General features: G+C 59.8%; 28 protein-coding genes, 1 tRNA gene, 2 rRNA genes and 1 pseudogene (1 of these 32 running past the window's edge). 20 read left to right on the forward strand and 12 right to left on the reverse strand.

Annotated features, from left to right (window positions below; translation table 11 throughout):
- From WDB86_RS11205 to WDB86_RS11215, 3 genes are all read left to right on the forward strand, one after another.
- Positions 1-1,737 (forward strand): 23S ribosomal RNA (locus WDB86_RS11205); it begins 1,094 nt to the left of the window's first position.
- A 77-nt stretch (positions 1,738-1,814) separates the two neighbouring features.
- Positions 1,815-1,929: ribosomal RNA gene (gene rrf, locus WDB86_RS11210) — 5S ribosomal RNA — on the forward strand.
- A gap of 60 nt (positions 1,930-1,989) precedes the next feature.
- Positions 1,990-2,066, forward strand: a tRNA-Met gene (locus WDB86_RS11215).
- Between the two features lie 3 nt (positions 2,067-2,069).
- Here WDB86_RS11215 and WDB86_RS11220 read toward each other — a convergent pair.
- Positions 2,070-2,432 (reverse strand): hypothetical protein, encoded by a 363-nt coding sequence (locus WDB86_RS11220; RefSeq protein WP_406735938.1) that lies wholly within the window; start codon positions 2,430-2,432, stop codon positions 2,070-2,072.
- Between WDB86_RS11220 and WDB86_RS11225 the strand changes: the two genes are divergently transcribed.
- Entirely contained in the window at positions 2,431-2,784 is a 354-nt protein-coding gene (locus tag WDB86_RS11225; RefSeq protein WP_406735939.1) for a phosphatidylglycerol lysyltransferase domain-containing protein, read from the forward strand. The two genes, WDB86_RS11220 and WDB86_RS11225, sit on opposite strands and share 2 nt — an antisense overlap.
- A 227-nt stretch (positions 2,785-3,011) precedes the next feature.
- A complete protein-coding gene (locus tag WDB86_RS11230) occupies positions 3,012-3,884 on the forward strand; it encodes a LysR family transcriptional regulator (protein WP_406735940.1) in 873 nt (290 codons plus the stop codon).
- Between the two features lie 317 nt (positions 3,885-4,201).
- Here WDB86_RS11230 and WDB86_RS11235 read toward each other — a convergent pair whose 3' ends face one another.
- Together WDB86_RS11235 and WDB86_RS11240 are read right to left on the reverse strand one after the other, a co-directional pair.
- On the reverse strand, positions 4,202-5,188 hold the full coding sequence (locus WDB86_RS11235; RefSeq protein ID WP_406735941.1) for an NAD(P)H-quinone oxidoreductase: 987 nt from the start codon (positions 5,186-5,188) through the stop codon (positions 4,202-4,204).
- 3 nt (positions 5,189-5,191) lie between these two features.
- Positions 5,192-5,875 carry a COQ9 family protein gene (locus tag WDB86_RS11240; RefSeq protein WP_406735942.1) on the reverse strand — a complete coding sequence of 228 codons (684 nt, stop codon included), beginning with the start codon at positions 5,873-5,875 and terminating at the stop codon, positions 5,192-5,194.
- Positions 5,876-5,985: 110 nt separating this feature from the next.
- Here WDB86_RS11240 and rpsU point away from each other — a divergent pair, with 110 nt between their 5' ends.
- Positions 5,986-6,192, forward strand: a complete 207-nt coding sequence (gene rpsU / locus WDB86_RS11245; protein ID WP_083217574.1) for a 30S ribosomal protein S21 — start codon at positions 5,986-5,988, stop codon at positions 6,190-6,192.
- 84 nt (positions 6,193-6,276) lie between these two features.
- Here the strand turns inward: rpsU and WDB86_RS11250 are convergent, their stop codons facing one another.
- Positions 6,277-6,930: a ribonuclease T2 family protein gene (locus tag WDB86_RS11250; protein ID WP_406735943.1), complete on the reverse strand. Its 654-nt coding sequence runs from the start codon at positions 6,928-6,930 to the stop codon at positions 6,277-6,279.
- Between the two features lie 132 nt (positions 6,931-7,062).
- Here WDB86_RS11250 and WDB86_RS11255 point away from each other — a divergent pair, with 132 nt between their 5' ends.
- Positions 7,063-7,827, forward strand: a complete 765-nt coding sequence (locus WDB86_RS11255) for a DUF1013 domain-containing protein (RefSeq protein WP_406735944.1) — start codon at positions 7,063-7,065, stop codon at positions 7,825-7,827.
- 50 nt (positions 7,828-7,877) lie between these two features.
- On the opposite strand, the gene WDB86_RS11260 is transcribed toward WDB86_RS11255, so the two are convergent.
- Positions 7,878-8,900 (reverse strand): Hint domain-containing protein, encoded by a 1,023-nt coding sequence (locus tag WDB86_RS11260; RefSeq protein ID WP_406735945.1) that lies wholly within the window; start codon positions 8,898-8,900, stop codon positions 7,878-7,880.
- Positions 8,901-9,188: 288 nt separating this feature from the next.
- Between WDB86_RS11260 and WDB86_RS11265 the strand changes: the two genes are divergently transcribed.
- The 5 genes from WDB86_RS11265 (at position 9,189) to WDB86_RS11285 (ending at position 12,971) form a co-directional block, all read left to right on the forward strand.
- On the forward strand, positions 9,189-10,154 hold the full coding sequence (locus tag WDB86_RS11265) for a L,D-transpeptidase (protein ID WP_339108397.1): 966 nt from the start codon (positions 9,189-9,191) through the stop codon (positions 10,152-10,154).
- Positions 10,155-10,372: 218 nt separating this feature from the next.
- The gene (panB, locus tag WDB86_RS11270) at positions 10,373-11,197 is read left to right on the forward strand and encodes a 3-methyl-2-oxobutanoate hydroxymethyltransferase (RefSeq protein ID WP_406735946.1); all 825 of its coding nucleotides are present in this window, start codon (positions 10,373-10,375) and stop codon (positions 11,195-11,197) included.
- The gene (gene panC, locus WDB86_RS11275) at positions 11,194-12,033 is read left to right on the forward strand and encodes a pantoate--beta-alanine ligase (RefSeq protein WP_339108395.1); all 840 of its coding nucleotides are present in this window, start codon (positions 11,194-11,196) and stop codon (positions 12,031-12,033) included. Before panB ends, panC begins: the two co-directional genes overlap by 4 nt.
- A gap of 40 nt (positions 12,034-12,073) precedes the next feature.
- A complete protein-coding gene (locus tag WDB86_RS11280) occupies positions 12,074-12,331 on the forward strand; it encodes a hypothetical protein (protein WP_339108394.1) in 258 nt (85 codons plus the stop codon).
- Between the two features lie 4 nt (positions 12,332-12,335).
- The gene (locus tag WDB86_RS11285; protein ID WP_339108393.1) at positions 12,336-12,971 is read left to right on the forward strand and encodes a DUF1523 family protein; all 636 of its coding nucleotides are present in this window, start codon (positions 12,336-12,338) and stop codon (positions 12,969-12,971) included.
- A gap of 17 nt (positions 12,972-12,988) precedes the next feature.
- On the opposite strand, the gene WDB86_RS11290 is transcribed toward WDB86_RS11285, so the two are convergent.
- Positions 12,989-13,360: a hypothetical protein gene (locus tag WDB86_RS11290; RefSeq protein ID WP_406735947.1), complete on the reverse strand. Its 372-nt coding sequence runs from the start codon at positions 13,358-13,360 to the stop codon at positions 12,989-12,991.
- A 160-nt stretch (positions 13,361-13,520) separates the two neighbouring features.
- Between WDB86_RS11290 and WDB86_RS11295 the strand changes: the two genes are divergently transcribed.
- Positions 13,521-13,889, forward strand: coding sequence for a hypothetical protein (locus tag WDB86_RS11295; RefSeq protein WP_406721394.1), 369 nt, complete (start codon positions 13,521-13,523; stop codon positions 13,887-13,889).
- Positions 13,890-13,985: 96 nt separating this feature from the next.
- Here WDB86_RS11295 and grxD read toward each other — a convergent pair whose 3' ends face one another.
- From grxD to WDB86_RS11325, 6 genes are all read right to left on the reverse strand, one after another.
- On the reverse strand, positions 13,986-14,345 hold the full coding sequence (gene grxD / locus WDB86_RS11300; protein ID WP_339108390.1) for a Grx4 family monothiol glutaredoxin: 360 nt from the start codon (positions 14,343-14,345) through the stop codon (positions 13,986-13,988).
- Positions 14,346-14,551: 206 nt separating this feature from the next.
- Positions 14,552-14,794 carry a BolA/IbaG family iron-sulfur metabolism protein gene (locus WDB86_RS11305; RefSeq protein ID WP_339108389.1) on the reverse strand — a complete coding sequence of 81 codons (243 nt, stop codon included), beginning with the start codon at positions 14,792-14,794 and terminating at the stop codon, positions 14,552-14,554.
- A gap of 71 nt (positions 14,795-14,865) precedes the next feature.
- A complete protein-coding gene (locus WDB86_RS11310) occupies positions 14,866-15,882 on the reverse strand; it encodes an FUSC family protein (protein WP_406735948.1) in 1,017 nt (338 codons plus the stop codon).
- A 190-nt stretch (positions 15,883-16,072) separates the two neighbouring features.
- Complete coding sequence (gene purL, locus WDB86_RS11315) at positions 16,073-18,238, reverse strand: phosphoribosylformylglycinamidine synthase subunit PurL (protein WP_406735949.1); 2,166 nt, start codon at positions 18,236-18,238, stop codon at positions 16,073-16,075.
- Between the two features lie 163 nt (positions 18,239-18,401).
- On the reverse strand, positions 18,402-19,028 hold the full coding sequence (locus WDB86_RS11320; RefSeq protein WP_339108386.1) for a hypothetical protein: 627 nt from the start codon (positions 19,026-19,028) through the stop codon (positions 18,402-18,404).
- A 429-nt stretch (positions 19,029-19,457) separates the two neighbouring features.
- Positions 19,458-20,360, reverse strand: a complete 903-nt coding sequence (locus WDB86_RS11325) for a LysR family transcriptional regulator (protein ID WP_339109448.1) — start codon at positions 20,358-20,360, stop codon at positions 19,458-19,460.
- Between the two features lie 234 nt (positions 20,361-20,594).
- On the opposite strand from WDB86_RS11325, the gene murI reads away from it, so the two are divergent.
- The 7 genes and pseudogenes from murI to WDB86_RS11360 all read left to right on the forward strand — a co-directional run bounded on the left by murI (position 20,595) and on the right by WDB86_RS11360 (position 25,354).
- A complete protein-coding gene (gene murI / locus WDB86_RS11330) occupies positions 20,595-21,407 on the forward strand; it encodes a glutamate racemase (protein WP_339108385.1) in 813 nt (270 codons plus the stop codon).
- A gap of 170 nt (positions 21,408-21,577) precedes the next feature.
- Positions 21,578-22,606, forward strand: coding sequence for an N-acetyl-gamma-glutamyl-phosphate reductase (gene argC, locus WDB86_RS11335; protein WP_406735950.1), 1,029 nt, complete (start codon positions 21,578-21,580; stop codon positions 22,604-22,606).
- A gap of 56 nt (positions 22,607-22,662) precedes the next feature.
- On the forward strand, positions 22,663-23,106 hold the full coding sequence (ccmE, locus tag WDB86_RS11340) for a cytochrome c maturation protein CcmE (RefSeq protein ID WP_339108383.1): 444 nt from the start codon (positions 22,663-22,665) through the stop codon (positions 23,104-23,106).
- An 86-nt stretch (positions 23,107-23,192) separates the two neighbouring features.
- Entirely contained in the window at positions 23,193-23,804 is a 612-nt protein-coding gene (locus tag WDB86_RS11345) for a holin-associated N-acetylmuramidase (RefSeq protein ID WP_406721389.1), read from the forward strand.
- A complete protein-coding gene (locus tag WDB86_RS11350; protein WP_406735951.1) occupies positions 23,795-24,298 on the forward strand; it encodes a holin family protein in 504 nt (167 codons plus the stop codon). The genes WDB86_RS11345 and WDB86_RS11350 overlap by 10 nt, the downstream gene beginning before the upstream one ends.
- Positions 24,299-24,656: 358 nt before the next feature.
- Positions 24,657-24,848 (forward strand): annotated as a pseudogene (locus WDB86_RS11355) (hypothetical protein); the annotation flags it as partial.
- A gap of 95 nt (positions 24,849-24,943) precedes the next feature.
- Complete coding sequence (locus WDB86_RS11360) at positions 24,944-25,354, forward strand: DUF3489 domain-containing protein (protein WP_406735952.1); 411 nt, start codon at positions 24,944-24,946, stop codon at positions 25,352-25,354.
- Positions 25,355-25,416 lie beyond the last annotated feature (62 nt).

Below are 25,416 nucleotides of genomic sequence, written 5' to 3' on the forward strand. Positions count from 1 at the left end.
CATCCTTTAAAGATAGCGTAACAGCTCACTGGTCTAGTCAAGAGGTCCTGCGGCGAAGATGTAACGGGGCTCAAGCCACGAGCCGAAGCTTTGGATGCACTGTGAAGTGCGTGGTAGCGGAGCGTTCTGTGATATAGAACGCTGCCTCCTTACTTCCTTAGGGAAGATTGGAGGCAATGTTCTGACTGTGAAGCCGGGCTGTAAGGCATCCGGTGGAGTGATCAGAAGTGAGAATGTTGACATGAGTAGCGACAAACAGGGTGAGAGACCCTGTCGCCGAAAGTCCAAGGGTTCCTGCTTAAAGCTAATCTGAGCAGGGTAAGCCGGCCCCTAAGGCGAGGCCGAAAGGCGTAGTCGATGGGAACCAGGTTAATATTCCTGGGCCGTGAGATGGTGACGGATCTGAACCGTTGTTCACACTTATCGGATTGTGTGGGCAGCCTACAGGTCCCTGGAAATAGCCTCTCTATAAGACCGTACCCGAAACCGACACAGGTGGACTGGTAGAGAATACCAAGGCGCTTGAGAGAACCACGTTTAAGGAACTCGGCAAAATGCCTCCGTAAGTTCGCGAGAAGGAGGCCCCATCGCTAGGCAACTAGTGGTGGGGGGCACAAACTAGGGGGTGGCGACTGTTTACTTAAAACACAGGGCTGTGCGAAGCCGTAAGGCGACGTATACAGTCTGACGCCTGCCCGGTGCCGGAAGGTTAAAAGGAGGGGTGCAAGCTCTGAATTGAAGCCCCGGTAAACGGCGGCCGTAACTATAACGGTCCTAAGGTAGCGAAATTCCTTGTCGGGTAAGTTCCGACCTGCACGAATGGCGTAACGATCTCCCCGCTGTCTCAAACGTGGACTCAGCGAAATTGAACTGTGTGTCAAGATGCACACTACCCGCGGTTAGACGGAAAGACCCCATGAACCTTTACTACAGCTTCACACTGGCATCAGGATTGTGATGTGCAGGATAGGTGGTAGCCTTTGAAACCAGAACGCCAGTTCCGGTGGAGGCATCCTTGAGATACCACCCTTCGCACTCTTGATGTCTAACCGCGGTCCGTTATCCGGATCCGGGACCCTGTGTGGCGGGTAGTTTGACTGGGGCGGTCGCCTCCCAAAGAGTAACGGAGGCGCGCGAAGGTGGGCTCAGACCGGTCGGAAATCGGTCGTTGAGTGCAATGGCAAAAGCCTGCCTGACTGCGAGACTGACAAGTCGAGCAGAGACGAAAGTCGGCCATAGTGATCCGGTGGTCCCAAGTGGGAGGGCCATCGCTCAACGGATAAAAGGTACTCTGGGGATAACAGGCTGATGGTGCCCAAGAGTCCATATCGACGGCACCGTTTGGCACCTCGATGTCGGCTCATCTCATCCTGGGGCTGGAGCAGGTCCCAAGGGTACGGCTGTTCGCCGTTTAAAGAGGTACGTGAGCTGGGTTTAGAACGTCGTGAGACAGTTCGGTCCCTATCTGCCGTGGGTGTAGGATACTTGAGAAGAGTTGCCCCTAGTACGAGAGGACCGGGGTGAACGGACCACTGGTGGACCAGTTATCGTGCCAACGGTAGTGCTGGGTAGCTATGTCCGGACAGGATAACCGCTGAAAGCATCTAAGCGGGAAGCCCCCTTCAAAACTAGGTATCCCTTGAGGGCCGTGGAAGACCACCACGTCGATAGGCTGGAGATGTAAGTGCAGCAATGCATTCAGTTGACCAGTACTAATTGCCCGATTGGCTTGATTTGATCCAGTAGTAGACAGACACTCCTGCAGATCAAAATCATGCATACAACACAACTTGACTTGGACGCTCTTTATTCGGTTTGGTGGTCATAGCGCTGGCTATACACCCGGTCCCATTCCGAACCCGGCCGTTAAGGGCCAACACGCCAATGGTACTGCGTCTCAAGACGTGGGAGAGTAGGTCACCGCCAAACCTAATAAAGAGCGTCATTCATCTCTATAACGATAACACCCCCCAAATCAGACACAAATAACGCGGGATGGAGCAGCCCGGTAGCTCGTCAGGCTCATAACCTGAAGGTCGTAGGTTCAAATCCTACTCCCGCAACCAAATTTAGCGAACGAGCCGCAGAGCCTCCCTAGGGAGGCTTTTTTGTTGCCTATCAACACCTTGGAGCGAAGAAGGGCCTCCGAAGAGGCTCCCTACATTGCTGATGATCGTGATCCGCATCCCGTCTCGACTGTCTGGGTCCCCTATGAGCTCGACACGGTCGATAAGGCCTGTGAGGAACGCATTGGCGGCGATGAGCTGATCCGAGCCCGTCAGCAAGCTCTCCAGCCTAACCAGTTGTGAGTGGTAGATTAGCTTGAGGTCTTTGAGCGTCGGCATCTTGATCTCTTCAGGTGCGGAGGTGGCGGCGAGTTCGGTTTTGAGAGCCTTCAACTCCTCCTCCCGTAGGCGCAGCCGGTCGAGCATGGTCGCGCATAAATTCGGCGAGGAGGCGGTGGTCGATCTGCGTAACTTCAGCCTTGACGGCCCCGAGCGCAAGAAGATCCGCGCGGCTTATGCCCGCGCACAGCGCGACCAGATGAGCTTCGAGTTGGTGGACGGCCCGCATGATCTTGCGCTTCTGACCGAGCTGAAGATCATTTCGGACATATGGCTCCGCTCCAAGATCGGTGAGGAAAAGGGGTTTTCGGTCGGCAGTTTCGATCCTGCCTATCTCGACCGCACTCCCATCGCCCTTGCGCACCGTCGCAAGGCTCAAAAGTGCAGGCCTGCCAGAGATACGGGCCCCGAGTTCCTGCAAGACTGCGATCGGCCATAATAACGCCACGGGGATTTTCCTGCTTGGCGCGGGTATCTGCGTGACCTTTTGATATATCGCCACCAGATCCTGCATTGTGACATGATGCCCAGCCGCACGAGATTATTGCCCAATAGCCCGGTGGCACCAGTGACGAAAACGGTATGCATGAAAGATCTCCTTGCGGGCGCGCTCTGCGCCGCTTAGCGATTTGATAGCAAAGCCGGGCTTTGCGTAGAACGCACACCATGGCAAAACAGCTTTGTCAAAATGCACAGCAGAGAGCCAAGATGAACTGGGATGACATCCGATTGTTGCTGGCGATCTCGCGGAGCGGCAGTTTCCTCAGGGCGGGCGAGACGCTCGGCATGGCTGCCTCGACCCTCTCACGCCGGATCACGCAGCTGGAACATCAGATGGGCGCGGCGCTGGTCGAACGCGGCGCGGATGGAACGCGCCTAACCGAGAGGGGATCGACTTTGATCCAAGCGGCGCAGGAGTTCGAAAGCGCGCTTATCCTGCCACAGAAGAGCGCTGGTCTTTCCGGTCGCGTCAGGGTGACAGCGGGCGACGGGTTCATCGGGTTGGTTGCTGATGTTGCCGCGCGTTTCATTTCCGAGCATCCCGGCTGCTCTGTCGACATCACCAGTTCGCCCGAGTTCGTAAAACTGGCGCAGGGTGCCTCCGATATTGCAGTGCGCACCGCACATCTGGGAGAGCCGTCGCTGATCTATCAACGGATGCCTGAGGTTTCACTCGGCCTTTACGCGATCAAAGATCTTGGCATCAAACGGAACGCTCGCCCCGAGGACATACCGATGATCGGGCTTTTGCCGCCAATGGACCAGTTGCCCTATATGAAAGCCGCGGGGGCAGCAGGATTTGGCAACATCCGCATTAGGGTCTCGTCTTTTGCGGCCCAGATTCAGGCCGTAAAGCGGGGGCACGGAGCGGCGGTTCTCCCACATTCGTTAGCGGTGGGGCTTGTGGAGCTTTTCCCTAACGTGAGCCTTCCGAAACTGGACGTGTTTCTCGTTACGCGGCCTCAAGCTCTGCGCCAAACGCAGATCAGGGCATTCGCAGATCTTCTGAAAAAGCAGATGTCAGAGCAGGTAGCATGATGAGGCTCTCGCGGTTCTGTCGCCCTATGCGTAACGAAGGTCAGCGTTCCTTGCTGCGCGGCGCATGAATGGCCGCTATCCCAAACTCGCCACAGGCGCCAAGCCGCACTGCCGCAAGTCCGCTTTCCGCCCATTGTGTTCCGCAGGAAAAGGTCCGGTAGCGTCTAAAGTTTGTAAACGGTAAGATTTCGGTGGTGTCAGGCTCCCGCAACCAGCTTTAGCGAACGAGCCGCTCCCGAAAGGGATGCGGTTTTTTGTTGTCCGTGGCCTGTGTGGGGCGCGGCTTCTGTTCCCGAAGGCCCGCCCCGAGACGGAGGTTATTTGACCTTCAGGACGATCTTGCCGATATGGGTCGAGCTCTCCATGCGGGCGTGGGCTGCGGCGGCTTCGGTCAGGGGGTAGGTTGAATCCAGCAACACTTTCAGCTTGCCCGTTTCGACCATCGGCCAGACCCTTTGGAGCAACTCGCTTGCGATAACAGCTTTCTGCGCATCGGTTTGCGGGCGCAGCGTCGAGCCGGTGATGGTCAGACGGCGGGTCATCACGGGGGCGAAATTGATTTCGGCTTTCGGCCCTTGGAGGAAGGCGATAAAGACCAGCCGCCCGTCCATTGCCAAAGCTTTGAGGTCGCGCTTGATATACTCGCCTCCGACCATATCGAGGATCAGATCCGCACCGCCCTGAGCGGTGAGAATCTTGACGAAATCCTCCTCGCGATAATTGATGGCGGTGGCGCCCAGATCCGCGCAGGCCTTGCATTTTTCGGCAGAGCCCGCCGTGGCAAAAACCGTGGCGCCGAGCGCGCGGGCGATCTGGATGGCGGTGGTGCCGATGCCGGACGAGCCGCCATGCACCAGAAAGCGTTCGCCACCTTTCAGACCGCCGCGCATCACCACGTTGGACCAGACGGTGAAGCAGGTCTCGGGCAGGCAGGCGGCCAGTTTCAGGTCCATACCTTTCGGGACGGGCAGGGCATGGGCAGCAGGACAGGTGACAAATTCGGCATAGCCGCCACCGGGCAGAAGCGCGCAGACCTCGTCGCCCACGGACCAGTCGCTGACACCCGGCCCGCACGCAGCCACACGGCCCGAACATTCCAGCCCGGGCAAATCGGATGCGCCGGGCGGGGGATCATAGGCTCCGGCGCGTTGCAGCGCATCGGGACGGTTGACACCTGCATAGGCCACCTCGATCAGGATCTCGCCATAGCCCGGCACAGGCACGGCGCGATGGGCGGGTTGCAAGACCTCGGGGGCGCCCGGTTGGGTGATTTCCATCACCTGCATTTCATGGGGGAGGCTCATTTTTCAGTCCTTATCCTGCGGGGCCGCGGTTTTGCCGGGCAGATCCTCGCAGCCCTGCGGCGCGCGAATGCCCGAAAGCATGGTCTTCACAAAGGGCAGCTTCATGACGCTGCCCTTCACTTTCTCGAATTGCATGACATCCTCGATCCGGCGGTCGATAAAGGCCCAGGTCTCTGCATGGTCTTCGCTTTCATCGCCCATCCAGTACAGCACTGAAGCCGAATAGACGCCGGTCAGTGTCATGCGTTTGGTGTACCAGTTGTAATCGGTCGAGCTGTCGCCAAGCGTGGTCCAGATCAGGTCGCAGGTGTCCCAGACCAGTCGGGTGCCGGTCGCGGCATTTTGCGGCAGGGCAAAAGTTGCGGCCCCTCGGCGCACCAGTTCGGGGTCGACAGCCTCGAGGCGGGCGCGCAGGGCAAAGGCGACCCTGTCACGGAATTGCATCGCTGACAGATCGGCGGTCTTCAGGGCGCTTACCATCGCCCGATCCCCGCGCCGGTGATATTCCACCGCCAGATCCAGCGCCCCCCGAGGGCAGAGGATCTTGGCGACACCCGGGTCGATACCCGAATCACTTACGGCCATATCGAAGGCCGGTTTGGCCCAGCCATCGAAAGGAACATGGGGCAGGATCGCATCCAACAGCTCTGATTTGGCGCGATCGGCATCGAGATGATCGTTTTTCATGGCCTTTCCCTTTCGGGCCCCTTTCAGGTGGTGGACAAATGGAAGGTTTATAGCTATATGAAGCGCTCCTGCAAACCGATGCAACTCTAACTTAGGAAGGTGGTGACACCATGCAGGTCAGCGTTCGCGATAACAACGTCGATCAGGCGCTTCGTGCCCTGAAGAAGAAACTTCAACGTGAAGGCGTTTTCCGTGAAATGAAGCTTCGGCAACATTTCGAGAAGCCGTCCGTGAAGAAAGCGCGCGAGAAGGCGGAAGCCGTTCGCCGTGCCCGTAAACTGGCGCGTAAAAAAGCACAGCGTGAAGGGGCTCTCTGAGTTTCGACGTGTTGAGAAAGCTGGCGGGTTTGCCCGCACCATGAACCCCCTCGGTTTCCTTGGGGGTTTTTTGGTGTCTTGCGTTCAGCGGATGCCATCCATCCGCGCATCCGTCAGGGGGCAGTCGCGGATCACATCGGCCCCGCAGGTGCGGGGCGTCAGGTCTTTCGTCAGGCAGATGCGCACCTCCTGGATGCGGTGGGATTGGCAGGTGACGGTCACGCCATCGGCGCTCAGCTGCGGATTGGCCTCAAGGAAGGCTTCTTCCACTACGCTGGCGGGCAGGGTGACATCCTTGCGCAGCTGCTCGAACACATCCGGGATTTTCACGCTGTCATAGGCGCGGCGGGCCAGATCCAGATAGGCCTGCGCCTCAAGCCCCGAGCAGCGCCCGTGTTTCTTCCACTGATACCAAGCCGCCCCCGTGGTGCCCATGATATCCGCCATTGCCGCCGTCTGCTGCTTGGACGGATCGCGTGCTGACATGTTGCAATAGCTGGGCCAGCCGGTTTCGTTTTGCGGCCAGAGCCCGTGCAGCACAAAATCATGCGGTCCGTTGCGGTCTGTGTCGCATTGCGGCGAGTTACGGGCATCGCCCGTTAAGGCACACCATGTTGGGGACCAGCTGAGCGCAAGCACATAATAATCGAATTGGCCTGCCTTTTCGCCCTCGGCTTGCGCAGAAAGACTGGTGCTCAGAAGTGCCAAGATTATCAGGAATACGCGAAGTTTCGTCATTTTCTCTTTTCCCGAGCTGTGGATTTGAGTATATACGAGGCCAATTCCCCACCAGAAATGGATCGCGGCGTAGGGATCTCCCGCCCGCAGCCGATTTCTCGGCACGGGAGAGATATGTAAAGGATGGCTGAGATGACCAACAAGCCCCTGATGGCAAGAGCGACCGCCGTGTGGCTGGTGGACAATACCACGCTGAGCTTCAAGCAGATCGGTGACTTCACCGGCATGCACGAGCTGGAAATCCAAGGCATTGCCGATGGTGATGTGGCTGTGGGCGTGAAGGGCCAGGACCCTGTGGCGCATGGCCAGCTGGACGCCAGCGAGATCGAGAAGGGCGAGAAAGACGCGCTCTACAAGCTGAAGCTGAAGTTCAACAAGGCAGCTGTTGGCGAAGACAAGCGCCGTGGCCCGCGCTACACGCCGCTGTCCAAGCGTCAGGACCGTCCGAACGCGATCCTGTGGCTGGTGAAATTCCACCCCGAGCTGGCCGATGCGCAGATCGCGCGTCTGGTGGGGACCACCAAGCCCACCATCGCCTCGATCCGTGAGCGCACCCACTGGAACATCCAGAACATGACCGCCATCGATCCGGTGGCTCTGGGCCTGTGCCGCCAGTCCGAACTGGATATGGAAGTGCAGAAGGCCGCGAAGAAAGCCGCTGCGATGGGCGTCATGACCGATGACGAGCGCCGCAAGCTGGTGTCCACCGAGCAGTCGCTGGAAATGTCGGACGAGCCGCGTCTGCCGTCCTCTATTGCGGGGCTGGAGAATTTCTCGCTTTCGAAGCCGGAAGATGACGACGAGCGTAAATCGCCCGCCGATTATTCCGATGCGGACAGCTTCTTCAACCTGCCGCATGGCGATGATGACGACGAAGAAGAAGACGAGCGCCGCTAAGGCCCCGATCTTTGTAACAGAAAACCGCCACGATTTTTGTGGCGGTTTTTTTATGGGTCGAATTGGGGCAGAGAGATCCGCAGCTCTTGTGCCAAGGCGCGGGTTGTATGGCGCTGCGCGGCCCGCATCGGCCAGAGCGGCTTGGCCGGAGTGGGGGTGCGACCCATGATCTTGCGGATCTTTCGGGCAATTTCCGGCGGTAGAAGCGACAGCGCCACCGGTCCGGGCCAGAAGCTCTCGCAGGGGAGGCCATTGGCAAAAATCACCGCATGCCGCTGTAGGACGATATGGATATAAGGCCCCGCAATTTCCGGGGCACGACCGATGCGGGGGCGGACAAGCAGCGAAGAGGCGGGCAGAAGCGCGTCAATCTCGGCAATATATACACGGTGATGCGCCGATAGAATCAGCGTCTTTCCGGGCAGACCATTGCCAAGCGCATGGGCCCGCAGGCGGATGGGCCGATGGTCGCGCGCGCTGTCCAGCGGAACGCGCGACTGCAAGAGCATGGCAACCGGCGCGGCGGTGCCATCGTGACAGCGCAGCATATCGCCTTGGCGCAGGGCTTGGGCCATTTTCTGCTGCCCGTCCGCCATAAGAAAGCGGGTGCGGGGGCCGAAGCAGGATGGCGCGGAGGTGGCATAGGCATAGCTGCCGCTTGTATAGTCAATGGCCTGTATCACCGTCAGCGGTTCGCCATAGGGCGGCGGCGTCCCCTGAATGACGAAGCCTTCGATATTCCACGCATCCCCATTCAAAGAGACGAATTGCAGCGTATAGGTGTTGCCCAGCGAATCCTGCACGATGACATCATATTCCGCCTCGATGATGGTGCCTGCCGCATAGTTGACCCCGCCGATCGTATATCCGGCAGCCAGAGTTTGCGTGTTGTCATCATCATCGAAGGTCGCGTTGGTTTGGTCATCGACCTGAAGGACGTCGCTCGTCGCGCCGGGTTGCAGGGTGATCGTGTCCACATTGACGGTGAACTGGTAGCCCCCATTATTGCTGAAGGTCCCCGCCGTGGTACTGGCATAGCTCAGATCAAAGAAGTTGAGGTTGAAGACGGCCATGACGGCTCCGTATGCGACGATCAGCCCTTATGATCCCGCAGAATGATTAAGTTTAATTTATCCGCGTTAAGTGTGATCGGGGAAACGGCGCCCTGCTGCCGCAGAAACCGGCGCAAATGTCATATGTTGGCCACCGCTTGCATTTTTTTCACCTTCGGGGGAACCGAGTTGCGGTCAATAGGCTTGACCGCTTACTGGAACATGAAAATAAGGTCCGGTTAACCCACGACCTGCCGATCTGCCCGGCAGGCGCTGGTTTGTAAAAAAGTTCCGAAAGGATTTGCTGCTGTGTCATCTCTATTTGTTCGTTTTCGCCTGCCGATGATTGCGGCTGCGGGGTTGGTTGCGCTGGCGGGATGTGCCGCACAGCCGCATACCGATAGCCCCTCGACCCGGATCTCGACAGCGTCGGTTCCGGCTGAATATCGCGCGCGCCAAGACGAACTGGAACCGGATGTGACCGTTCCGGCCATCAATCCGCGTTATCTGACCGAGCGTAACCGCCGCCAATGGGTTGATTACAACGGCCCCGAGGCGGTCGGCACCATCGTTGTGGACCCCTATGCCCGCGTGGCCTATCACATCGTCGCGCCGGGGCGTGCGATGCGTATGGGGGTTGCGGTCGGCAAGGCCGGTAAGGGCTTCTCGGGGACGGCCGTGATCCGTCGTAAAGAGGTCTATCCCAGCTGGACGCCGACCAAGAACATGATCCGCAATGATCCCGACCTCTATGGTCCGCTGTCGGGCGGGCTGAAGGGGGGGCTGGAGAACCCTCTGGGGGCGCGGGCGCTGTATCTTTATAAAAACGGTCGCGATACCTATTACCGCCTGCACGGCACGATGGACCCGTCCTCCATCGGCAAGGCGACATCGGCAGGGTGCATCCGCTTCTTCAATCAGGACATCATGGATATGTTCGACGAAACGGATCTGGGCACTGTCGTGAAGGTGCGTTCGAAGGCGGAAAGCCTGAAGATGGAAGGCCCGATGACCGAGCTGCATTCGGGATATGTGGTGCCCTCGTCGGATACCGCAGCCATCGAGGCGGATGCGAAAGCATGGGATGAGGGCAAGATCGAGGATCCGGCCATCTCCGATAAGGAAGCGCATGACCGCGCGGTGGCCGCAGCCAAGGCGCAGGCCTCTGGCGGGGATCCGGTCGCGGCAGCAGAAGCTGCGGAAAAAGCCGACGAGGCGATCTATCCGGCGGCCATGACCGATGCAGAGCGCGAGGCCGCACTGAGCGGGAACTGATCGCATAAACAGGTTTTCCCACGGGTGGGAAAAGGGGATGCGCGGCAGGCCGACCGGTCTGTCGCGCTTTCATTTATGCCAGGCCCGGACCGGCCTTTCGGGGGGCGGGTGGCACCTTCGTGGCAGGGGGTAGGGTTTTCTTTGCAATTGCAGAAACTGGGGGCTATTGCTCTGGCACCTGCATCGGAGGATATGCAGGCCAAAGGAGGACATAGCCCATGAGTGCTGCTGCAAAGATCTCGCGCAAGATGCCGAGCGATATTGCCGCAATGAAAGGCCAAAGCCGGATTGTCTGTCTGACGGCTTACACCACCCCTATGGCCCGTATCATGGACCCGCATTGCGATCTGGTTCTGGTGGGCGACAGTCTGGGCATGGTGGTGCACGGGCTTGAAAGCACCTTGGGCGTGACCTTGGAGATGATGATCCTGCACGGTCAGGCGGTGGCACGCGGGGCGCAGGCGGCCTGTATCGTGGTGGATATGCCCTTCGGCTCCTATGAGGAAAGCCCCGCGCAGGCGTTCCGGAACGCTGCCCGTATCATGGCCGAGACCGGCGCGCAGGCCGTGAAGCTGGAAGGCGGCGCGCATATGGCCGACACGATCCGCTTCCTTGTCCAGCGCGGCATTCCGGTGGTGGCGCATATCGGGCTGACCCCGCAATCCGTCAATGTTTTCGGGGGGTATAAGGTTCAGGGGCGTGGGGATGCGGCGGCGCGTCTGATGGCCGATGCCGTTGCGGTGGACGAGGCCGGAGCCTTTGCGGTGACGCTGGAAAAGGTGCCGCAGGGGCTGGCCGACCGTATCACCGCCGAGATTTCGGTGCCGACGATCGGCATCGGGGCCAGCGTGAACTGCGACGGGCAGGTGCTGGTGGTGGATGACATGCTGGGCCTGTTTACCGCCTTCAAACCGAAATTTGTCAAACGCTATGCGCAGTTGGGCGATGCGGCAGGGCAGGCGGTTGCTGCCTATGCCGAAGAGGTGCGCGCGCGCCGTTTCCCTGCGCCCGAACATATGTTTTCCGACGAGGTGAAGAAATGACCTTGGTGATCCGTAATTCCGCCGAACTTCAGGACAAGGTCGCGGCATGGAAACGCTCTGGTATGCTGGTCGGTGTGGTGCCGACGATGGGCGCGCTGCATGATGGGCATCTGAGCCTTGTGAAGGCGGCAAGGGCGCAGTCGGACCGTGTGATCGTGACGATCTTCGTGAACCCGATGCAATTCAACAATACCGATGATCTGAGCAAATACCCTCGCGACGAGGCGCGTGATCTGGCGCTTCTGGACGAGGCGGGGGTGGATGTGCTGTTTGCGCCCGACGTGGCCGAAGTCTATCCCGACGGGTTTTCCACGACCGTATCGGTCAGCGGGGTCTCGGCCCCGATGGAGGGCGAACACCGTCCGGGCCATTTCGACGGGGTGGCGACCGTGGTGGCCAAGCTGTTTGGCATGACGCAGGCAGGGCGCGCCTTTTTCGGAGAAAAGGACTGGCAGCAATTGCAGGTGGTGCGCCGGATGGTGCGCGACCTCAATCTGCCGGTGACCGTGATCGGCTGCCCGACCATCCGCGAGGCCGACGGTCTGGCCATGTCCTCGCGCAATGTCCGGCTGAGCCACGAAGACCGTAGCATGGCACCGCTCTTGCATCAGGTCTTGCAAGAGCTTGCCGCCAGTTTGCGCGCGGGTGCCGATGTCGGGGTGGCTTTGGCCTCGGCCCGCGCGGAGCTGGCTGCGAAAGGGTTCGGCACGGTCGAGTATCTGGATCTGCGCGCCGGAGACAGCCTTGCTCCGCTGGCGCAGCTTGAAGACAATGCACGCCTGTTGGTGGCATTATGGTTGGGCAATGTCCGCTTGATCGATAATATTCCCGTTTAGGCGCGGCGGGTGGCGGCGCCCCCCTCGGTGTGGAGAGCATATGCGCGCATTTCTGAGCTTTGCAGTCATCGGGTTCGGGGTTTTATGCCTGATCTACTGGCTGGTTTCGCTTTATGCGCGCTCGCGTGTCCGCGAGGGGCTGGAGCGCGCGGCGGACGGGCAGCTTGACCCCGAAGCCTATATTGCCGAAGGTCTGCGCGATTATGCGCGCTCCCTGCGCAAGCGCCTGCTGGTGCTGGTCATTCTGGTGCCGGTGGGCGTGGTGATCTGTATCGTCTATTTAATGAACTACACATGAGGCCATGATGCGGTATTTCAAATGGGGTTTCTTTGCGGTGCTTGCGCTGCTGGTCTTCGCCTTTTTCCACTACACCCTGCCGCAGCATGACATCGTCCGGATTGTCGGAACGGAGAATCGCCGCATCGATTACGGGCAGCATTCGATCTTCTGGGCAACGCCCGACAAGGCGGCGCAGGCGGTGGGCAGCCGCGATGTGTTTTTCATCCAGACGCAGCGCCCGAACGGCAAGCCGATGGTCTATCGCAACGAGGATACCGGCTGGGGCTGGCCGCCCTATTTCAAGCTGGACAGCTCTAACCTGCAAGCCGTGGCGCAGGATCTTGTCTCGACCAAGGCCAATCCGGTCTGGGTGTCGATCACCCATTATGGCTGGCGTAACGAGTGGATCTCGATCTATCCCAATGCGGTATCGATCAATGTTGTGTCGGGGCCGGATGCGACGATCGTTCCTTGGGCGAATATCGTTATCCTGACCTTCCTGCTGATCGTGCTGCTGTTTTTGCGCGCGATGTGGCGGCAGTTTCGCAGGCGCTCCATCGATCCGGTGATCGAGGATATGGAAGAGGCGTGGGATGGTGTCGAAGACCGTGCCGAAGGCCTCTGGGGGCGCGTGAAGCGCCGGTTGGGCGGGAAATAACCCCGCCCGCGCCAAGATCAGCTGCGGCGCATCGCGCCGCGCGATTGGCAGATAAGATTATGGGCAAGGGCCATGATGATTGCGGCAAGGCTGGCGGCCATCATGGTGCCGTCGCTCTGTGCAAGCGCGAATTCCGCCCATAGAAGCTTGAGAGTCAGCGCCGCGCAGATCACGGTGGTGCGCAGGCAGTCCGCGCGTAATGGCGGCTGGCAGCCTTCGCGCAGATTGGCGATGAAGCCGCGCAGCGCGCAGGCACCGGCGGCTGACAGGAGCAGAAGCTCGGGCGGGGCCAGGGTGCCCGCACCGCGTGCGGCCTGAAAAATGATCATCGCGAATATGGCCGTGAACAGGCCAAGCGCGAGTTCGCGGGCTTGAGGGATATACTGCATTTTGCTGCTCATTGGGCTGTGGAGCCCCTTTCCTAGCAGAAAGTGCTTTCCAAATAAACAACATCAAATGGGGCGGCTCTTCACAAAGTCCAGATATTTCTTTCCGCGAAGATGGTCCCATAATCTGGTATGATAGCGGGGTAAGTGGTGCGGCGGGTAAATGAAAGACGATTCGGCATTGAGAACTCAGAGCGTCGATGACCATGTGCCAGAGCAGCTTTTGGCCTTTGCTCTGGAGGCTCTGCTGACCCGCGAGACAGGGTGGGTCGATCTTGTTCCGGCGCTGGCGCGGCGTTTTCCCCATGCCGAGGCGGTGGATATCGCGATTGCACTGACCTCTGCTGCGGCGGAAATCGAACATAGTTTTGTGCCCAGCAGTCCGTCGATGGATGCGGCGCGGCACGGCTACAAGCTTGCCGCCGTCCTGATGCTGGAGATGCATGCCCAGCGGTTGCAGGGCAGGCCGGTGCGTATGGCGGGCGATCTGCTGGAAATGTGGCACGAAAGGCCGTTTCTCGATCTGGGATGACCGATACGGGGCAATCGGGCCGGGGCAATCGGGCAGGCGTGCGGGCGTGAAAAAAACCCCGCCTGAGGCGGGGCTTTTGTCGGGCAGGACGGGATCTCAGGCGTTGGCCGCGCGGATCTGCTCTGCCGCTTCCTTGTTGAACTCGATCCCTTTGTCGCTGAACAGCTGGTCAAGCTCGCCCGACAGGGTCATTTCGGTCACGATATCGCAGCCGCCGACAAATTCGCCTTTGACATAAAGCTGCGGGATGGTCGGCCAGTCGGAGAAATCCTTGATGCCCTGACGGATCTCGGCATCGGCAAGGACGTTGATATCCTTATAGGCGACCCCCATGAAATTGAGCACACCCGCCACACGGCTGGAGAAGCCGCATTGGGGCATTTCTTTGGTGCCTTTCATGAAAAGCACGACATCGTTTTCAGAGACGTCTTTCTGGATCTGGTCTTGCGCGCTCATGGCGAAGTTCCTTTGTTTGGCGTATGCGCAATGCATACAGGCCGTATGTGAGTGAGGGCCGATCCGCCCGACGGGGGCGTCGGTATGGCCAGCGGTCTTTGTCCGGACGCTGGTCGCCCGCGATGGACGACTCGGCGCGGCGGTAGGATTTTCGGTCGGGCATGACAGGAGGGCACGATGCCGCGCCTCCTGCCGGTCTGTTCTTGTTATTCGGGCGCCTTTGTCGTGAGCGCCAGCGCGTGGAGGGCGCCGCTCGGGCCGTCCATCGCGCCTTTGAGGGCAGCATAGACTGCGCGCTGCTGCTGGACGCGGTTCTGTCCGCGGAAGGATTCGTCGATGACCTCGGCGGCCCAGTGATTGCCATCTCCGGCGAGGTCGGTGATGGTGATTTTTGCCTCGGGGAACGAGTCTCGGATCAGGTTTTCGATATCCTGGGCTTCCATTGGCATGAAATAGGCACTCCTGCAGCTTCTTGTCTAAATTAGGGCCTGGACGCAGGCGCTGCAAGGGCTGTCCCCTGTCAGCTGGCGGCTTGCGTCCTTTCGCGGTCTCGTAAGGAGGCGATGAAATGCAGCGGTCCGGCCACCAGAAGCGTGCCGCATACCATGCCGCACGCCCCCAAGGCCGTCAGCTCGAAGGAATGACCGACCGCGCCTGCCTCGCCCGCCAGCAGGAAGCACATGTTGCAATCAAGGGCGGGGGCGGCGGTTTTCGGATGGGCGCGCAGCAGGGCCCCCGCAGCCACAAAAAGAATCGCAAGAATATAGATCTGCGGCTGGTTGAGGCCGAGGCTATCGATGATGGAGCGGTAGACCACCGCTGCGCAGACGCCCATGATTACGCCGGGCACCAGCCAGCGGATGATCGGGCGCGGATCGGTCATGGAGCCGATCACGGCGCTGAAAACGGTCATCGCTAGAGCGCCCGACATGATGGCGAAATTCGTTGTCAGTCCGGTGGCCGCCGTGCCGATGGTGCAGGCGGTGGCGGCAAAGGCCATCCGCAGGATCAACTGCTGGGTTGAAGGGGGCATGGGGCGCGGCGGGATGGGGCCGTGCCGGCTGGGGGTGAATGACCACGAGACCAGCGTGATGCAGGCGACACCGATCAGGGTGCACCAGATCCGTTCAAGCGCCAGCGCAATGTCGTTTGCGCCAAGTCCCAGCGAGGGCATGACCACCACACCGCAACTGAAAGCCATCAGGGTAAAGCCATAGCTATAGGTCGTGCCGATCCTGTAGGCGAGGCCGGTGCCGATGGCCGCAGTCACCCCGACGGCCAGACCGATCGCGACGGGACTGCCGAGATAGATCAGCGCCAGCAGGCCGATACCGGCCCCCGCCAGCGTGCCGATGACGCGTAAGATACCACGGACCACCATATCCTCACGCATGGGTTGGGCGATGACGAAAACCGGCATGGCCGCCCAATAGGTATTATGAAAGCCCAACAGCTCGGCGATGCTCAGGGCGATGATCGCGGCGAGAAACAATCGCAGGGCTTTTGCAGGGACGCTATCGGCAGCGAAGCGGGTCATTGGATACCTGAAAGCGGTAGTAAAAGGGTGGTGCCGATCATAGGCGCTGTGGCAACCTTCGGAAAGGCGCGGCAGTCGCTTTCTCTGTGCGGATATCGTGGGGAAGGCCTTGGCAGATGCGCAGGGCGTGACGTGCCGCGCATGAAAAAGGCCGCTTTGCAGCGGCCTTTCGGGAAGCAGGGGAGGCGGGTTAGCCGTTGATGGCTGCCGCAAAGGCTCCACGGTAGAGCTTGGCCAGATCCGCCAGAGGGGCGCTGTCGCCGCCGAAGCTGATCGAAGCGCCGCCGAAGGTGCCGACGCGGGCGATGGTGACGCCTGCGCTTGCGGCGGCGGCTTCCAGCGCGCTTGCGCCCGCCTCGGTTGCGGTGACCAGATAGCGGGCCTGATCCTCACCGAAGAGCTGACCGATATCGGCGGTATCGAGCGTGACGCCGACGGCTGCGCTTTCGGCCAGTTCAAAAGCTGCCAGAGCCACACCACCATCCGACAGGTCGGTGGCCGAGGTCAGCGACTTGCGGTTCGCGCGCAGGAAGGTGCCGTTTTTCAGCTCTGCATCCAGATCGACCTCGGGGGCCTGACCTGCCTCGATACCGAAGGCTTCAAACGCCAGCGCGGATTGATCCAGATGGCCCTTGGTCGCCCCGATCACCAGCGCGATGTCGCCTTCCGACGGCAGACCTGCGATCAGCTCGTCTTCAAGGTTTTCCAGAAGGCCCACGGCGCAGATCGTCGGCGTCGGCAGGATGCCCTGACCGTCGGTCTCGTTATAAAGCGAGACGTTGCCCGAAACGATCGGCATATCCAGCGCCTTCACAGCGGCATCGATGCCTTTGATCGCGCCCACGAATTGGCCCATGATTTCGGGCTTTTCGGGGTTGCCGAAGTTCAGGTTGTCGGTAGTGGCCAGCGGCTTTGCGCCAACGGCACAGAGGTTGCGGAAGTTTTCCGCGACCGCCTGCTTGCCACCCTCGAAGGGGTCGGCCTTGACATAGCGCGGCGTCACATCGGCGGTGAAGGCCACGGCTTTCGAGGTGCCGTGGATGCGCACAACGCCTGCACCCATGCCGGGGCGGCGGACGGTATCGCCCATGACTTGGGTGTCATATTGCTCGAAGACCCAATCCTTGGCCGCGTAGTTCGGCGAACCGATCAGCGCCTTCAGCGCCTCCATCGCGCCAATCGCGGGCAGGGCTGCTGCCGGAGCGGGCTTCGGCGTTTCGACCCACGGACGGTCATATTCGGGCGCGGTCGAGGAGAGCTTCGACAGCGGCAGGTCGGCTTTGATCGCGCCATTGTGCTCGATCAGGAAGCGGTCTTCCGCGATGGTCTCGCCGACGATGGCAAAGTCCAGATCCCATTTCTCGAAGATGGCGCGGGCCTCAGCCTCTTTCTCGGGTTTGAGAACCATGAGCATACGCTCCTGGCTTTCCGAGAGCATCATCTCATAGGCGGTCATATTGGTCTCGCGCTGGGGAACATTCTCCAGCTTGAGGTGGATACCAAGGCCGCCCTTATCGCCCATCTCCACAGCCGAGCAGGTCAGGCCAGCAGCGCCCATATCCTGAATCGAGATCACCGAGCCCGAGGCCATCAGTTCAAGGCAGGCTTCCATCAGGCATTTCTCGGTGAAGGGGTCGCCGACTTGGACGGTCGGGCGCTTGTCCTCGATGGTGTCATCGAATTCGGCCGACGCCATCGTCGCGCCGCCCACACCGTCACGGCCGGTTTTCGCGCCAAGATAGACGACCGGCATGCCGATGCCGGATGCGGCCGAGTAGAAGATCTTGTCGGCATCCGCGAGGCCCGCCGCGAAGGCGTTCACAAGGCAGTTGCCGTTATAGGAGGGGTGGAAACGGACTTCGCCGCCCACATTCGGCACGCCGAAGCAGTTGCCATAAGACCCCACGCCTTCGACCACGCCTTTGACGACATGGTTGGTTTTGGGATGCGAGGGCATGCCGAAGGACAGGCTGTCCATTGCGGCAATCGGGCGCGCGCCCATGGTGAAGACATCGCGCAGAATGCCGCCCACACCGGTCGCAGCCCCTTGGTGCGGCTCGATATAGGAGGGGTGGTTGTGGCTTTCCATCTTGAAGACGATCGCCTGACCGTCACCAATATCCACAACGCCTGCGTTCTCCCCCGGACCACAGATGACCTGCGGGCCTTTGGTGTGCAGCGTACGCAGCCATTTCTTGGATGATTTATACGAGCAGTGCTCGTTCCACATGGCCGAGAAAATGCCAAGTTCGGTGAAGCTCGGTTCACGCCCAATGATTTCCAGAATACGCTCGTATTCGTCGGGCTTGAGCCCGTGAGCGGCGATCAGGTCGGGGGTGAGTGCGGGTTCGGTCATAAATGTCCTCCGGCGGGCGCATCGGTTGCGCATGCCTTAGAACATTGAGCGCGTTGGGGGAAGGCCCCTTGTGCCGCAGGGCGGGATGGAATGGCGGATAGGTGCAAAAATAGGAAAGGACCAGCGCGTGGCTGGCCCTTTCTTGGGGGGAATCACATAAGGATTATGCGTCCTGCTGCTTCTTGAGCGTGTCCAGAAGGCCCGAAAGGGTCCACGGCAGCGACACGACGCCATCATCAAGGTCCGAGGCCGGGACGGTTACCTTGAACATCGACACCGGTGTATCGAGTTTTTCGGAGACGCGGATATACACGGTATCGGTGTCACCATTCTTCTCGACGCGTTCGATATTGCCGATATCCTGACCATCCTTCGACTTGGCCGAGCCGAGATCCTGTGCTGCGGTCTTGCTTTCGGCAATCCCGAGGCCGCCCTTGTAATTGTATTCGGCAGGGACTGCGGCTTGGGTGTTGTTGCCGTCCATCTTGCCCATCGTGCCCGCATCAGCTTCGGTCACGCCGGCATTGGCTTCGGTTTTCATCTGCACCAGACCTTTCCGGCCATCGGGACCGCCGGTCACATTGGCGCTGGCGGTCGCGGCAGCGGCGGCGTCCTTGGAGCTTTCATCTTGCATCTGAACGATGCCCATCTTATAGTCGACAAGGCCCGCAGGATCGTCCTGATACAGCGAATCCGCGGCGTCAGTGCTCGGCTGCGCGAATGCAGTCATCGGCATGGCGAAGGTTGCGGTAAGCAGCGTGCCGGTCAGAAGTTTATGTGCGGTTTTCATATCTTGGCTCCTCTCGGATGTCATGTTTTAACCGTTGCGGTTCATGCTCCCTCAACCCTGAAATCCGCGCGCCAGTTCCGAAAAACTTTGCCCTTTTTTGCAATTTATGCCGCTTATCGAGGCTAATTCTCTGCGAAATATACGATATTCACCGGCGGTGTCCGGTGCTTGGCAAGGCGTGCCTGCGGGAAGATTTCGTGAGGAGGAGCCAAAAAAAAGGCCGAGCAAAGCTCGGCCATAGTCCAACAGGGAGGTAGAAGCTGATGAGCGTTTCCGCATACCATCTGCTTCTGCGCCTGAAATATGTGCAGTTTATGAATCGTTCAAGGGTTTTCTGGAAAGGTTTTTGCAGAGCCGCTATGCGTTGGCGGCATGTATGGCCCGCCACGCCTCCTTGCGTGTTTGTTGCGGGCCGGATGCCGGAGCCTGTCAGCTTTGGTTTTCGCTTGCCTGAACACGGCGATAGGCCTGGATCTCTTCCTGAATGAAGTCGCGGAACGCGGTGACACGCCGCGATTGGCGCAGCTCTTCCGGATAGGCCAGAAACACCGGGACTTCATTTGAATCGATGTCGTGCAGGACCCGTTCGATCTTGTTGTCGACGGTGAGATAATCGGGGAGGATGCCGATGCCCACATGGTTCAGGACAGCCTGAAGGATGCCAAAATAATTGTTCACGGTCAGTGTGCTGGGCATGTCATAGGCCAGCGCGCGCTGTGCAAGCGCGGCGCCCGCCGCCACTTGCGGCACCGAGGGGCTTTGGCAGATCAGGCGGTGTTTCTTGAGATCTTCAAGCGTTTCCGGACGCCCGTGCTGTTCGAGATATTGCGGGGTCGCGTAGAAGCGCATCCGGATATTCAGAAGCCGTTTGCGCACCAGATCGGCCTGTGCGGGCTCTTTCATGCGGATCGCCACATCGGCTTCGCGCATCGGCAGGTCCAGCACGCGTTCTTCCAGCATTAGGTCGATCTTCAGCTCGGGATATTTCTCGTAAAGCTTGTTGAGACGCGGAGCCAGCCACATGGTCCCAAAGCCGGTGGTCGCGGTTACCCGCAGGTCGCCATAGACCTCTTCCTCCGAATCGCGGATGCGGGCCGAGGCGGCATCGAGCTTTTTGGCCATCGTCGAGGTGGCGTCAAACAGCAGTTCGCCCTGCTCGGTCAGGATCAGGCCGCGCGCATGACGGTGGAACAGGGTCGTGCCCAGCATTTCTTCGAGCGAGCGGATCTGACGGCTGACCGCCGATTGTGACAAGTGCAGCGCGTCGCCTGCATGGGTCAAAGACCCCGCATCGGCCACCGCGTGAAAGATTCGCAGCTTGTCCCAGTCCATCACGCCCTCTATTTCCTTAGCCAGTCTTACGATATCTGCATAACAGCTATGCTTTTATAGACGAAGCCCCTAGATCACAAAGAGAAACCGTGCCGCAGGTGCAAACAATCGCGGAACGTGTCCTTTCCGTCCTGATTTGAGGCGCTTGCTCACATTATTACGTCTTTCCATCCGGGATCATGCAGGCGTAAAACACTTGCAAAACGATGGGCGACAATCCGGAAGGAGTATCCAATGGCGGTCGGCATTTTCGATAGCGGTCTTGGCGGGCTGACGGTTTTGGATGCGGTGTCCCGGCGGTTGCCGGAGGTGCCTTTTGTCTATCTGGGCGATAACGCGAATGCGCCTTACGGGGTGCGCGATGCCGAGGATATCTACAACCTGACCACGCGGGCCGTCGAGCGCTTGTGGGAGGAGGGCTGCGATCTGGTCATTCTGGCCTGCAATACGGCCTCGGCTGCGGCGCTCAAGCGGATGCAGGAAACATGGCTGCCCAAAGACAAGCGCGTCTTGGGGGTTTTTGTGCCGCTGATCGAGGCGCTGACCGAGCGCCAATGGGGTGATAACTCGCCGCCCCGCGAGGTCGAGGTCAAGCATGTGGCGCTTTTTGCGACCCCTGCCACTGTCGCGAGCCGTGCGTTCCAGCGTGAACTGGCGTTTCGTGCGATCGGTGTGGATGTCGAGGCGCAACCCTGTGGTGGCGTGGTTGATGCGATCGAGGAGGGCGATGACATTCTGGCGGAGGCGCTGGTGAAATCACATGTCGAGGCGCTGCGCCGTCGTATGCCCCGCCCCGATGCGGCGATCCTTGGCTGTACCCATTACCCGATCATGCAGCAGGCCTTCCAAGAAGGTCTTGGCCCTGATGTGAAGGTTTACAGTCAGGCCAATCTGGTTGCGGAAAGTCTGGCGGACTATCTCGAGCGTCGTCCCGAATTTATCGGCGCCGGAACGCAGACGAAGTTCCTGACAACGGGGGATCCCGGCCATGTTGCCAATCATGCAACCCGTTTCCTGCGTCGCAAGGTTGTCTTCGAGCAGGCTTGATCTGTCGCAAGGTCGGTAAAAATCCTGCGTGATAACTTGACGGGCGCGGGCACAACGCGGAAAACAGCGTCAAACTGGGTGGTCTGGCCAAAAGGGGCGGGCCAGTCCGGTTTTGTCGTGGCTTACAAACAGGTTTGGTCCGCGCCGGATCGCCTGCGAAAGGATCGCATATGACCCAGAAAATCGCCATTCTCGGGGCATCCGGCTATACCGGTGCCGAGCTTGTCCGCTTGATTGCAACCCATCCCACGATGGACATCGTCGCTTTGTCCGGCGAGCGTAAGGCCGGTATGGCGATGGGGGATGTGTTCCCGCATTTGCGACATCTCAATCTTCCGAACCTTGTGAAAATTGAGGAAATCGATTTTTCCGGCGTGGATCTGGCCTTCTGTGCCCTGCCGCATGCGACCTCGCAGGAGGTTATTCGCGAACTTCCGAAAGATCTGAAGGTCGTTGATCTGTCGGCTGATTTCCGTCTGCGCGATCCGGCGGAATACGAGAAATGGTATGGCAAGCCGCATTGCGCCGTCGAGATGCAGAAAGAGGCGGTCTACGGGCTGACCGAATTCTACCGTGACGACATCCGTAATGCGCGGCTTTGCGCGGGCACCGGCTGTAACGCGGCGGCGGGGCAATATGCGATCCGCCCGCTGATCGAGGCGGGGGTGATCGATCTGGATGACATCCTGCTGGATCTCAAGAACGGGGTCTCGGGGGCAGGGCGCTCGCTGAAGGAAAACCTTCTGCATGCCGAGCTTTCGGGCGGCACCTATCCCTATTCGGCGGGCGGCAAACACCGCCATCTGGGCGAGTTCGATCAGGAATTCTCGAAGATTGCGGGGCGTCCGGTGCTGGTGCAGTTCACGCCGCACCTGGCCCCGATGAACCGTGGCATTCTGGCTTCGGCCTATGTGAAGGGCGATCCGGAGGCGGTCTATAAGGCATTGGCGGACCGTTACACGGCCGAGACTTTTATCGAGGTGCTACCTTTTGGCGGCTTGCCTTCAACGCGGTCTGTGGCAGGGTCCAATTTCGTGCATGTGGGCGTAAGTGCGGATCGTATTCCGGGCCGTGCGCTGGTTGTTGTGGCGCTTGATAACCTATGCAAGGGCTCTTCGGGGCAGGCGCTGCAAAACGCCAACCTGATGCTGGGCAATGAGGAAACCGCAGGGCTGATGCTGGCCCCCGTGTTCCCGTAAGATCTGATCATCAAGGCCAGGCCGCCCATCCGGTGGTCTGGCATCATGGGGAAGCGATGAAAAGTCTCAAGAAGAAACGCCGTATTCAGGTTCTGGTGGCCGCGGCTGTTGCGCTTGTCGTGGCGGTTGCGATGATCGGCTATGCGTTCCGTGACGGGATCAACTATTTCCGCGCTCCCTCACAACTGGCCACAGAGCCGGTCCGGCCCAATGAAGTGTTCCGTCTGGGTGGGCTGGTCGCCCAAGGATCGATCAAACGTGACCCAGATGGCACGATCCATTTTGCTGTGACCGATGGCGGTGCCACTGTGCCTGCCCGTTTTAATGGTGTGCTGCCCGATTTGTTCAAGGAAGGGCAGGGCATGGTGGGCACGGGGAAGATGGAAGATGGCGTCTTTGTCGCCAGCGAAATTCTTGCCAAACATGACGAAAATTATATGCCCAAAGAAGTTGTGGACGCGCTCAAGGAACAGGGTGTTTACGAGCCGCCTAAAAGCTGAGGCGGCAACGCGCGCACGTTGCGGCTGCCGCTGTTTAACCTTTGCCTGTGAGGATTTTTCCCGTGAGATCAATCGGGAGAACAGGCATGCCAAGCGTGAGAGAGATTGCCGAAGGGATCGTGGCCCGTGAGGGAGGGTTTGTAAATGACCCCTCCGATCCGGGAGGCGCGACCAATTATGGTGTGACCATCCATACGATGCGGAAGCTCGGATTGGACCTTGATCATGACGGAAAGATCACGGAAGCCGATGTGCGTCGGCTGACCCGTGCACAGGCGGTCGATATCTTTGTCCGGCATTATTTCGATGAGCCTGGCTTGGGGCAACTGCCCGAGATGTTGCAGGCCTCGGTTTTCGACATGTATGTCAATGCCGGCCGGAATGCCGTGAAAATCCTGCAGCGTCTTCTGAACGACATGGGGCAATCGGTTGGGGTCGACGGTCTTCTGGGGCCACAGACGGTTTCTGCGGCGCAGGCGGCGGCACGGGCCGCCCCCGCGCATATTGCCGATGCCTATGGGATTGCGCGCCGGAACTATTACTACGCGCTGGCCGATAGCCGTCCTGCCAGCCGCAAATACGCCACCACCCGCAAGGGGCGTAAGGGGGGCTGGATTACCCGCTCGGAAGAATTCATCTCGCCGCGCTTTCATCTGAGCGATGCCGAGCATCAGGCACGGGTGGCAGCATGGGGTTGATCGGCAGGCTCTTCGGGAGTGCGGGCGGGGCGGCGGCAATCGGCAGTGCCGCCAGTCAGGTTGCAGAGATATTCACGGTGAATGCGACGAAGAAGATGGAAACGTCGCATGATGCGTTCATGGCCACCCAGCGTGCCTATGGCGAGGAATTCTCCCAGCCGCGCGCATGCTGGTTTGACGGTTTCGTCAACGGCCTGAACCGCTTGCCACGACCGCTTCTTGCGTTGGGGACGCTGGCTTTGTTCATCTATGCGATGGTCAATCCGGCTTCTTTTGCACAGCGCATGGTCGGTCTTTCCTATGTGCCCGAGCCGCTTTGGTGGCTGCTGGCGGCGATTGTCGGGTTCTATTTCGGTGCGAGAGAGGCGCATTACTTTCGTACCCCGAAACCAACGCCCCCCGCGTCCACCGCGCCCAGCACCACCCCGTCCAGCACCACCACGCCGCTCGCGACAAACCCCGCGCTGGAGGAATGGAAACAAAAGGGCGGTTGAAGAGTAATCGCTTCATGCCGGATGAGATGACGGGTTTCTTCGTGTAGCTCTTTCTGGCTTGCCTATAGCGCACCGAATGCAGCGAATAGGGTTCTGTCGCGTGTTTGCTTGCGAGGGCAAATGCTTCCGTTACTGCTCGGGCGCTTTGCATGGGGTGCAGCGGCATGGCAGATGGCGAAGACCTGATCTGGCGCGTCCGAGCCGTCTATCAGCGCGAAGACGCGGTAGGTGTCGAATGAGACGGGCCTTTGTCCGCTCTGATCGCCAGCTACTATCAGACGAGTGACTTCACGAGGCTTAAGGACTCTACGAAAGCAACCTATCGCGGCATCATGGAACGCTTCCGGGCGGAGCATGGCGACAAGCGGGGTGCCCATATGGAAATGCGGACGGGCTGGGCGGCTTTACCTATGTGAACCGGCTCTCGCTCGTCACCCTGCAGGCGACCGGCATGGGCTTCTTCGGCCTCTACGGCTCGACGACTGCTCTGGCCACGACCCTGACGTTGTCGGCCGTGGTCAATTGCATCGGCATCGGCTTCCAGCGCGGCTACCAAGAGGCTACATGCGGGGATCATGATCATTTGATCCAAACCGCCATGCGCTGGTTCAGCTGCGAGTAGCAGCCGAACCAGCTTGCGCCGCCTTGTCGGCATATGTCGCCGCGAAAATCGTCTCTGAGAGCCACTTCTTAAACGATGGATTGTCGCTGAACTGTTTGAACAGCTCGGTATGGTCCGACAGCAGTTCGATCACTGGCGTCACGCTGGTCGCCACCGACGCAGGCCTTGCCGCCATTGGCATCGAACCGGACACCTCAGCTGCCCCCGAACCCGCGCCCAAGACGCGCACGCCGCGCGAAGGCACCAAGCAAGCTGCCCTGATCGCCATGCTGCGCATGCCGGACGGCGCGACCATCGAGGAGATCATGGCCGCGACGGGCTGGCAGTCGCACACGGTGCGCGGCGCGATGGCCGGAGCCCTGAAGAAGAAACTTGGTCTCGAGGTGACCTCGGAGAAGGTCGAGGGCCGAGGGCGGGTTTACCGCATCGCTTGATTTGACGCAGCTTCACAAGAGCACACCACTTCAAGAGGCATGAATCATGCCTCTTGACGAAT

It is taken from the genome of Thioclava sp. GXIMD4215 (assembly GCF_045291555.1).
GTDB classification, from domain to species: Bacteria; Pseudomonadota; Alphaproteobacteria; order Rhodobacterales; family Rhodobacteraceae; genus Thioclava; species Thioclava litoralis.

Excerpts from the sequence above, each read along its gene's own strand:
- WDB86_RS11225 (WP_406735939.1), top strand. The coding sequence starts at position 2,431 with ATGGTCGCGCATAAATTCGGCGAGGAGGCGGTGGTCGATCTGCGTAAC.
- WDB86_RS11220 (WP_406735938.1), bottom strand. The coding sequence starts at position 2,432 with ATGCTCGACCGGCTGCGCCTACGGGAGGAGGAGTTGAAGGCTCTCAAA.
- WDB86_RS11230 (WP_406735940.1), top strand. The coding sequence starts at position 3,012 with ATGGCAAAACAGCTTTGTCAAAATGCACAGCAGAGAGCCAAGATGAAC.
- WDB86_RS11235 (WP_406735941.1), bottom strand. The coding sequence starts at position 5,188 with ATGAGCCTCCCCCATGAAATGCAGGTGATGGAAATCACCCAACCGGGC.
- WDB86_RS11240 (WP_406735942.1), bottom strand. The coding sequence starts at position 5,875 with ATGAAAAACGATCATCTCGATGCCGATCGCGCCAAATCAGAGCTGTTG.
- rpsU (WP_083217574.1), top strand. The coding sequence starts at position 5,986 with ATGCAGGTCAGCGTTCGCGATAACAACGTCGATCAGGCGCTTCGTGCC.
- WDB86_RS11250 (WP_406735943.1), bottom strand. The coding sequence starts at position 6,930 with ATGACGAAACTTCGCGTATTCCTGATAATCTTGGCACTTCTGAGCACC.
- WDB86_RS11255 (WP_406735944.1), top strand. The coding sequence starts at position 7,063 with ATGACCAACAAGCCCCTGATGGCAAGAGCGACCGCCGTGTGGCTGGTG.
- WDB86_RS11260 (WP_406735945.1), bottom strand. The coding sequence starts at position 8,900 with ATGGCCGTCTTCAACCTCAACTTCTTTGATCTGAGCTATGCCAGTACC.
- panB (WP_406735946.1), top strand. The coding sequence starts at position 10,373 with ATGAGTGCTGCTGCAAAGATCTCGCGCAAGATGCCGAGCGATATTGCC.
- panC (WP_339108395.1), top strand. The coding sequence starts at position 11,194 with ATGACCTTGGTGATCCGTAATTCCGCCGAACTTCAGGACAAGGTCGCG.
- WDB86_RS11280 (WP_339108394.1), top strand. The coding sequence starts at position 12,074 with ATGCGCGCATTTCTGAGCTTTGCAGTCATCGGGTTCGGGGTTTTATGC.
- WDB86_RS11285 (WP_339108393.1), top strand. The coding sequence starts at position 12,336 with ATGATGCGGTATTTCAAATGGGGTTTCTTTGCGGTGCTTGCGCTGCTG.
- WDB86_RS11290 (WP_406735947.1), bottom strand. The coding sequence starts at position 13,360 with ATGCAGTATATCCCTCAAGCCCGCGAACTCGCGCTTGGCCTGTTCACG.
- WDB86_RS11295 (WP_406721394.1), top strand. The coding sequence starts at position 13,521 with ATGAAAGACGATTCGGCATTGAGAACTCAGAGCGTCGATGACCATGTG.
- grxD (WP_339108390.1), bottom strand. The coding sequence starts at position 14,345 with ATGAGCGCGCAAGACCAGATCCAGAAAGACGTCTCTGAAAACGATGTC.
- WDB86_RS11305 (WP_339108389.1), bottom strand. The coding sequence starts at position 14,794 with ATGCCAATGGAAGCCCAGGATATCGAAAACCTGATCCGAGACTCGTTC.
- WDB86_RS11310 (WP_406735948.1), bottom strand. The coding sequence starts at position 15,882 with ATGACCCGCTTCGCTGCCGATAGCGTCCCTGCAAAAGCCCTGCGATTG.
- purL (WP_406735949.1), bottom strand. The coding sequence starts at position 18,238 with ATGACCGAACCCGCACTCACCCCCGACCTGATCGCCGCTCACGGGCTC.
- WDB86_RS11320 (WP_339108386.1), bottom strand. The coding sequence starts at position 19,028 with ATGAAAACCGCACATAAACTTCTGACCGGCACGCTGCTTACCGCAACC.
- WDB86_RS11325 (WP_339109448.1), bottom strand. The coding sequence starts at position 20,360 with ATGGACTGGGACAAGCTGCGAATCTTTCACGCGGTGGCCGATGCGGGG.
- murI (WP_339108385.1), top strand. The coding sequence starts at position 20,595 with ATGGCGGTCGGCATTTTCGATAGCGGTCTTGGCGGGCTGACGGTTTTG.
- argC (WP_406735950.1), top strand. The coding sequence starts at position 21,578 with ATGACCCAGAAAATCGCCATTCTCGGGGCATCCGGCTATACCGGTGCC.
- ccmE (WP_339108383.1), top strand. The coding sequence starts at position 22,663 with ATGAAAAGTCTCAAGAAGAAACGCCGTATTCAGGTTCTGGTGGCCGCG.
- WDB86_RS11345 (WP_406721389.1), top strand. The coding sequence starts at position 23,193 with ATGCCAAGCGTGAGAGAGATTGCCGAAGGGATCGTGGCCCGTGAGGGA.
- WDB86_RS11350 (WP_406735951.1), top strand. The coding sequence starts at position 23,795 with ATGGGGTTGATCGGCAGGCTCTTCGGGAGTGCGGGCGGGGCGGCGGCA.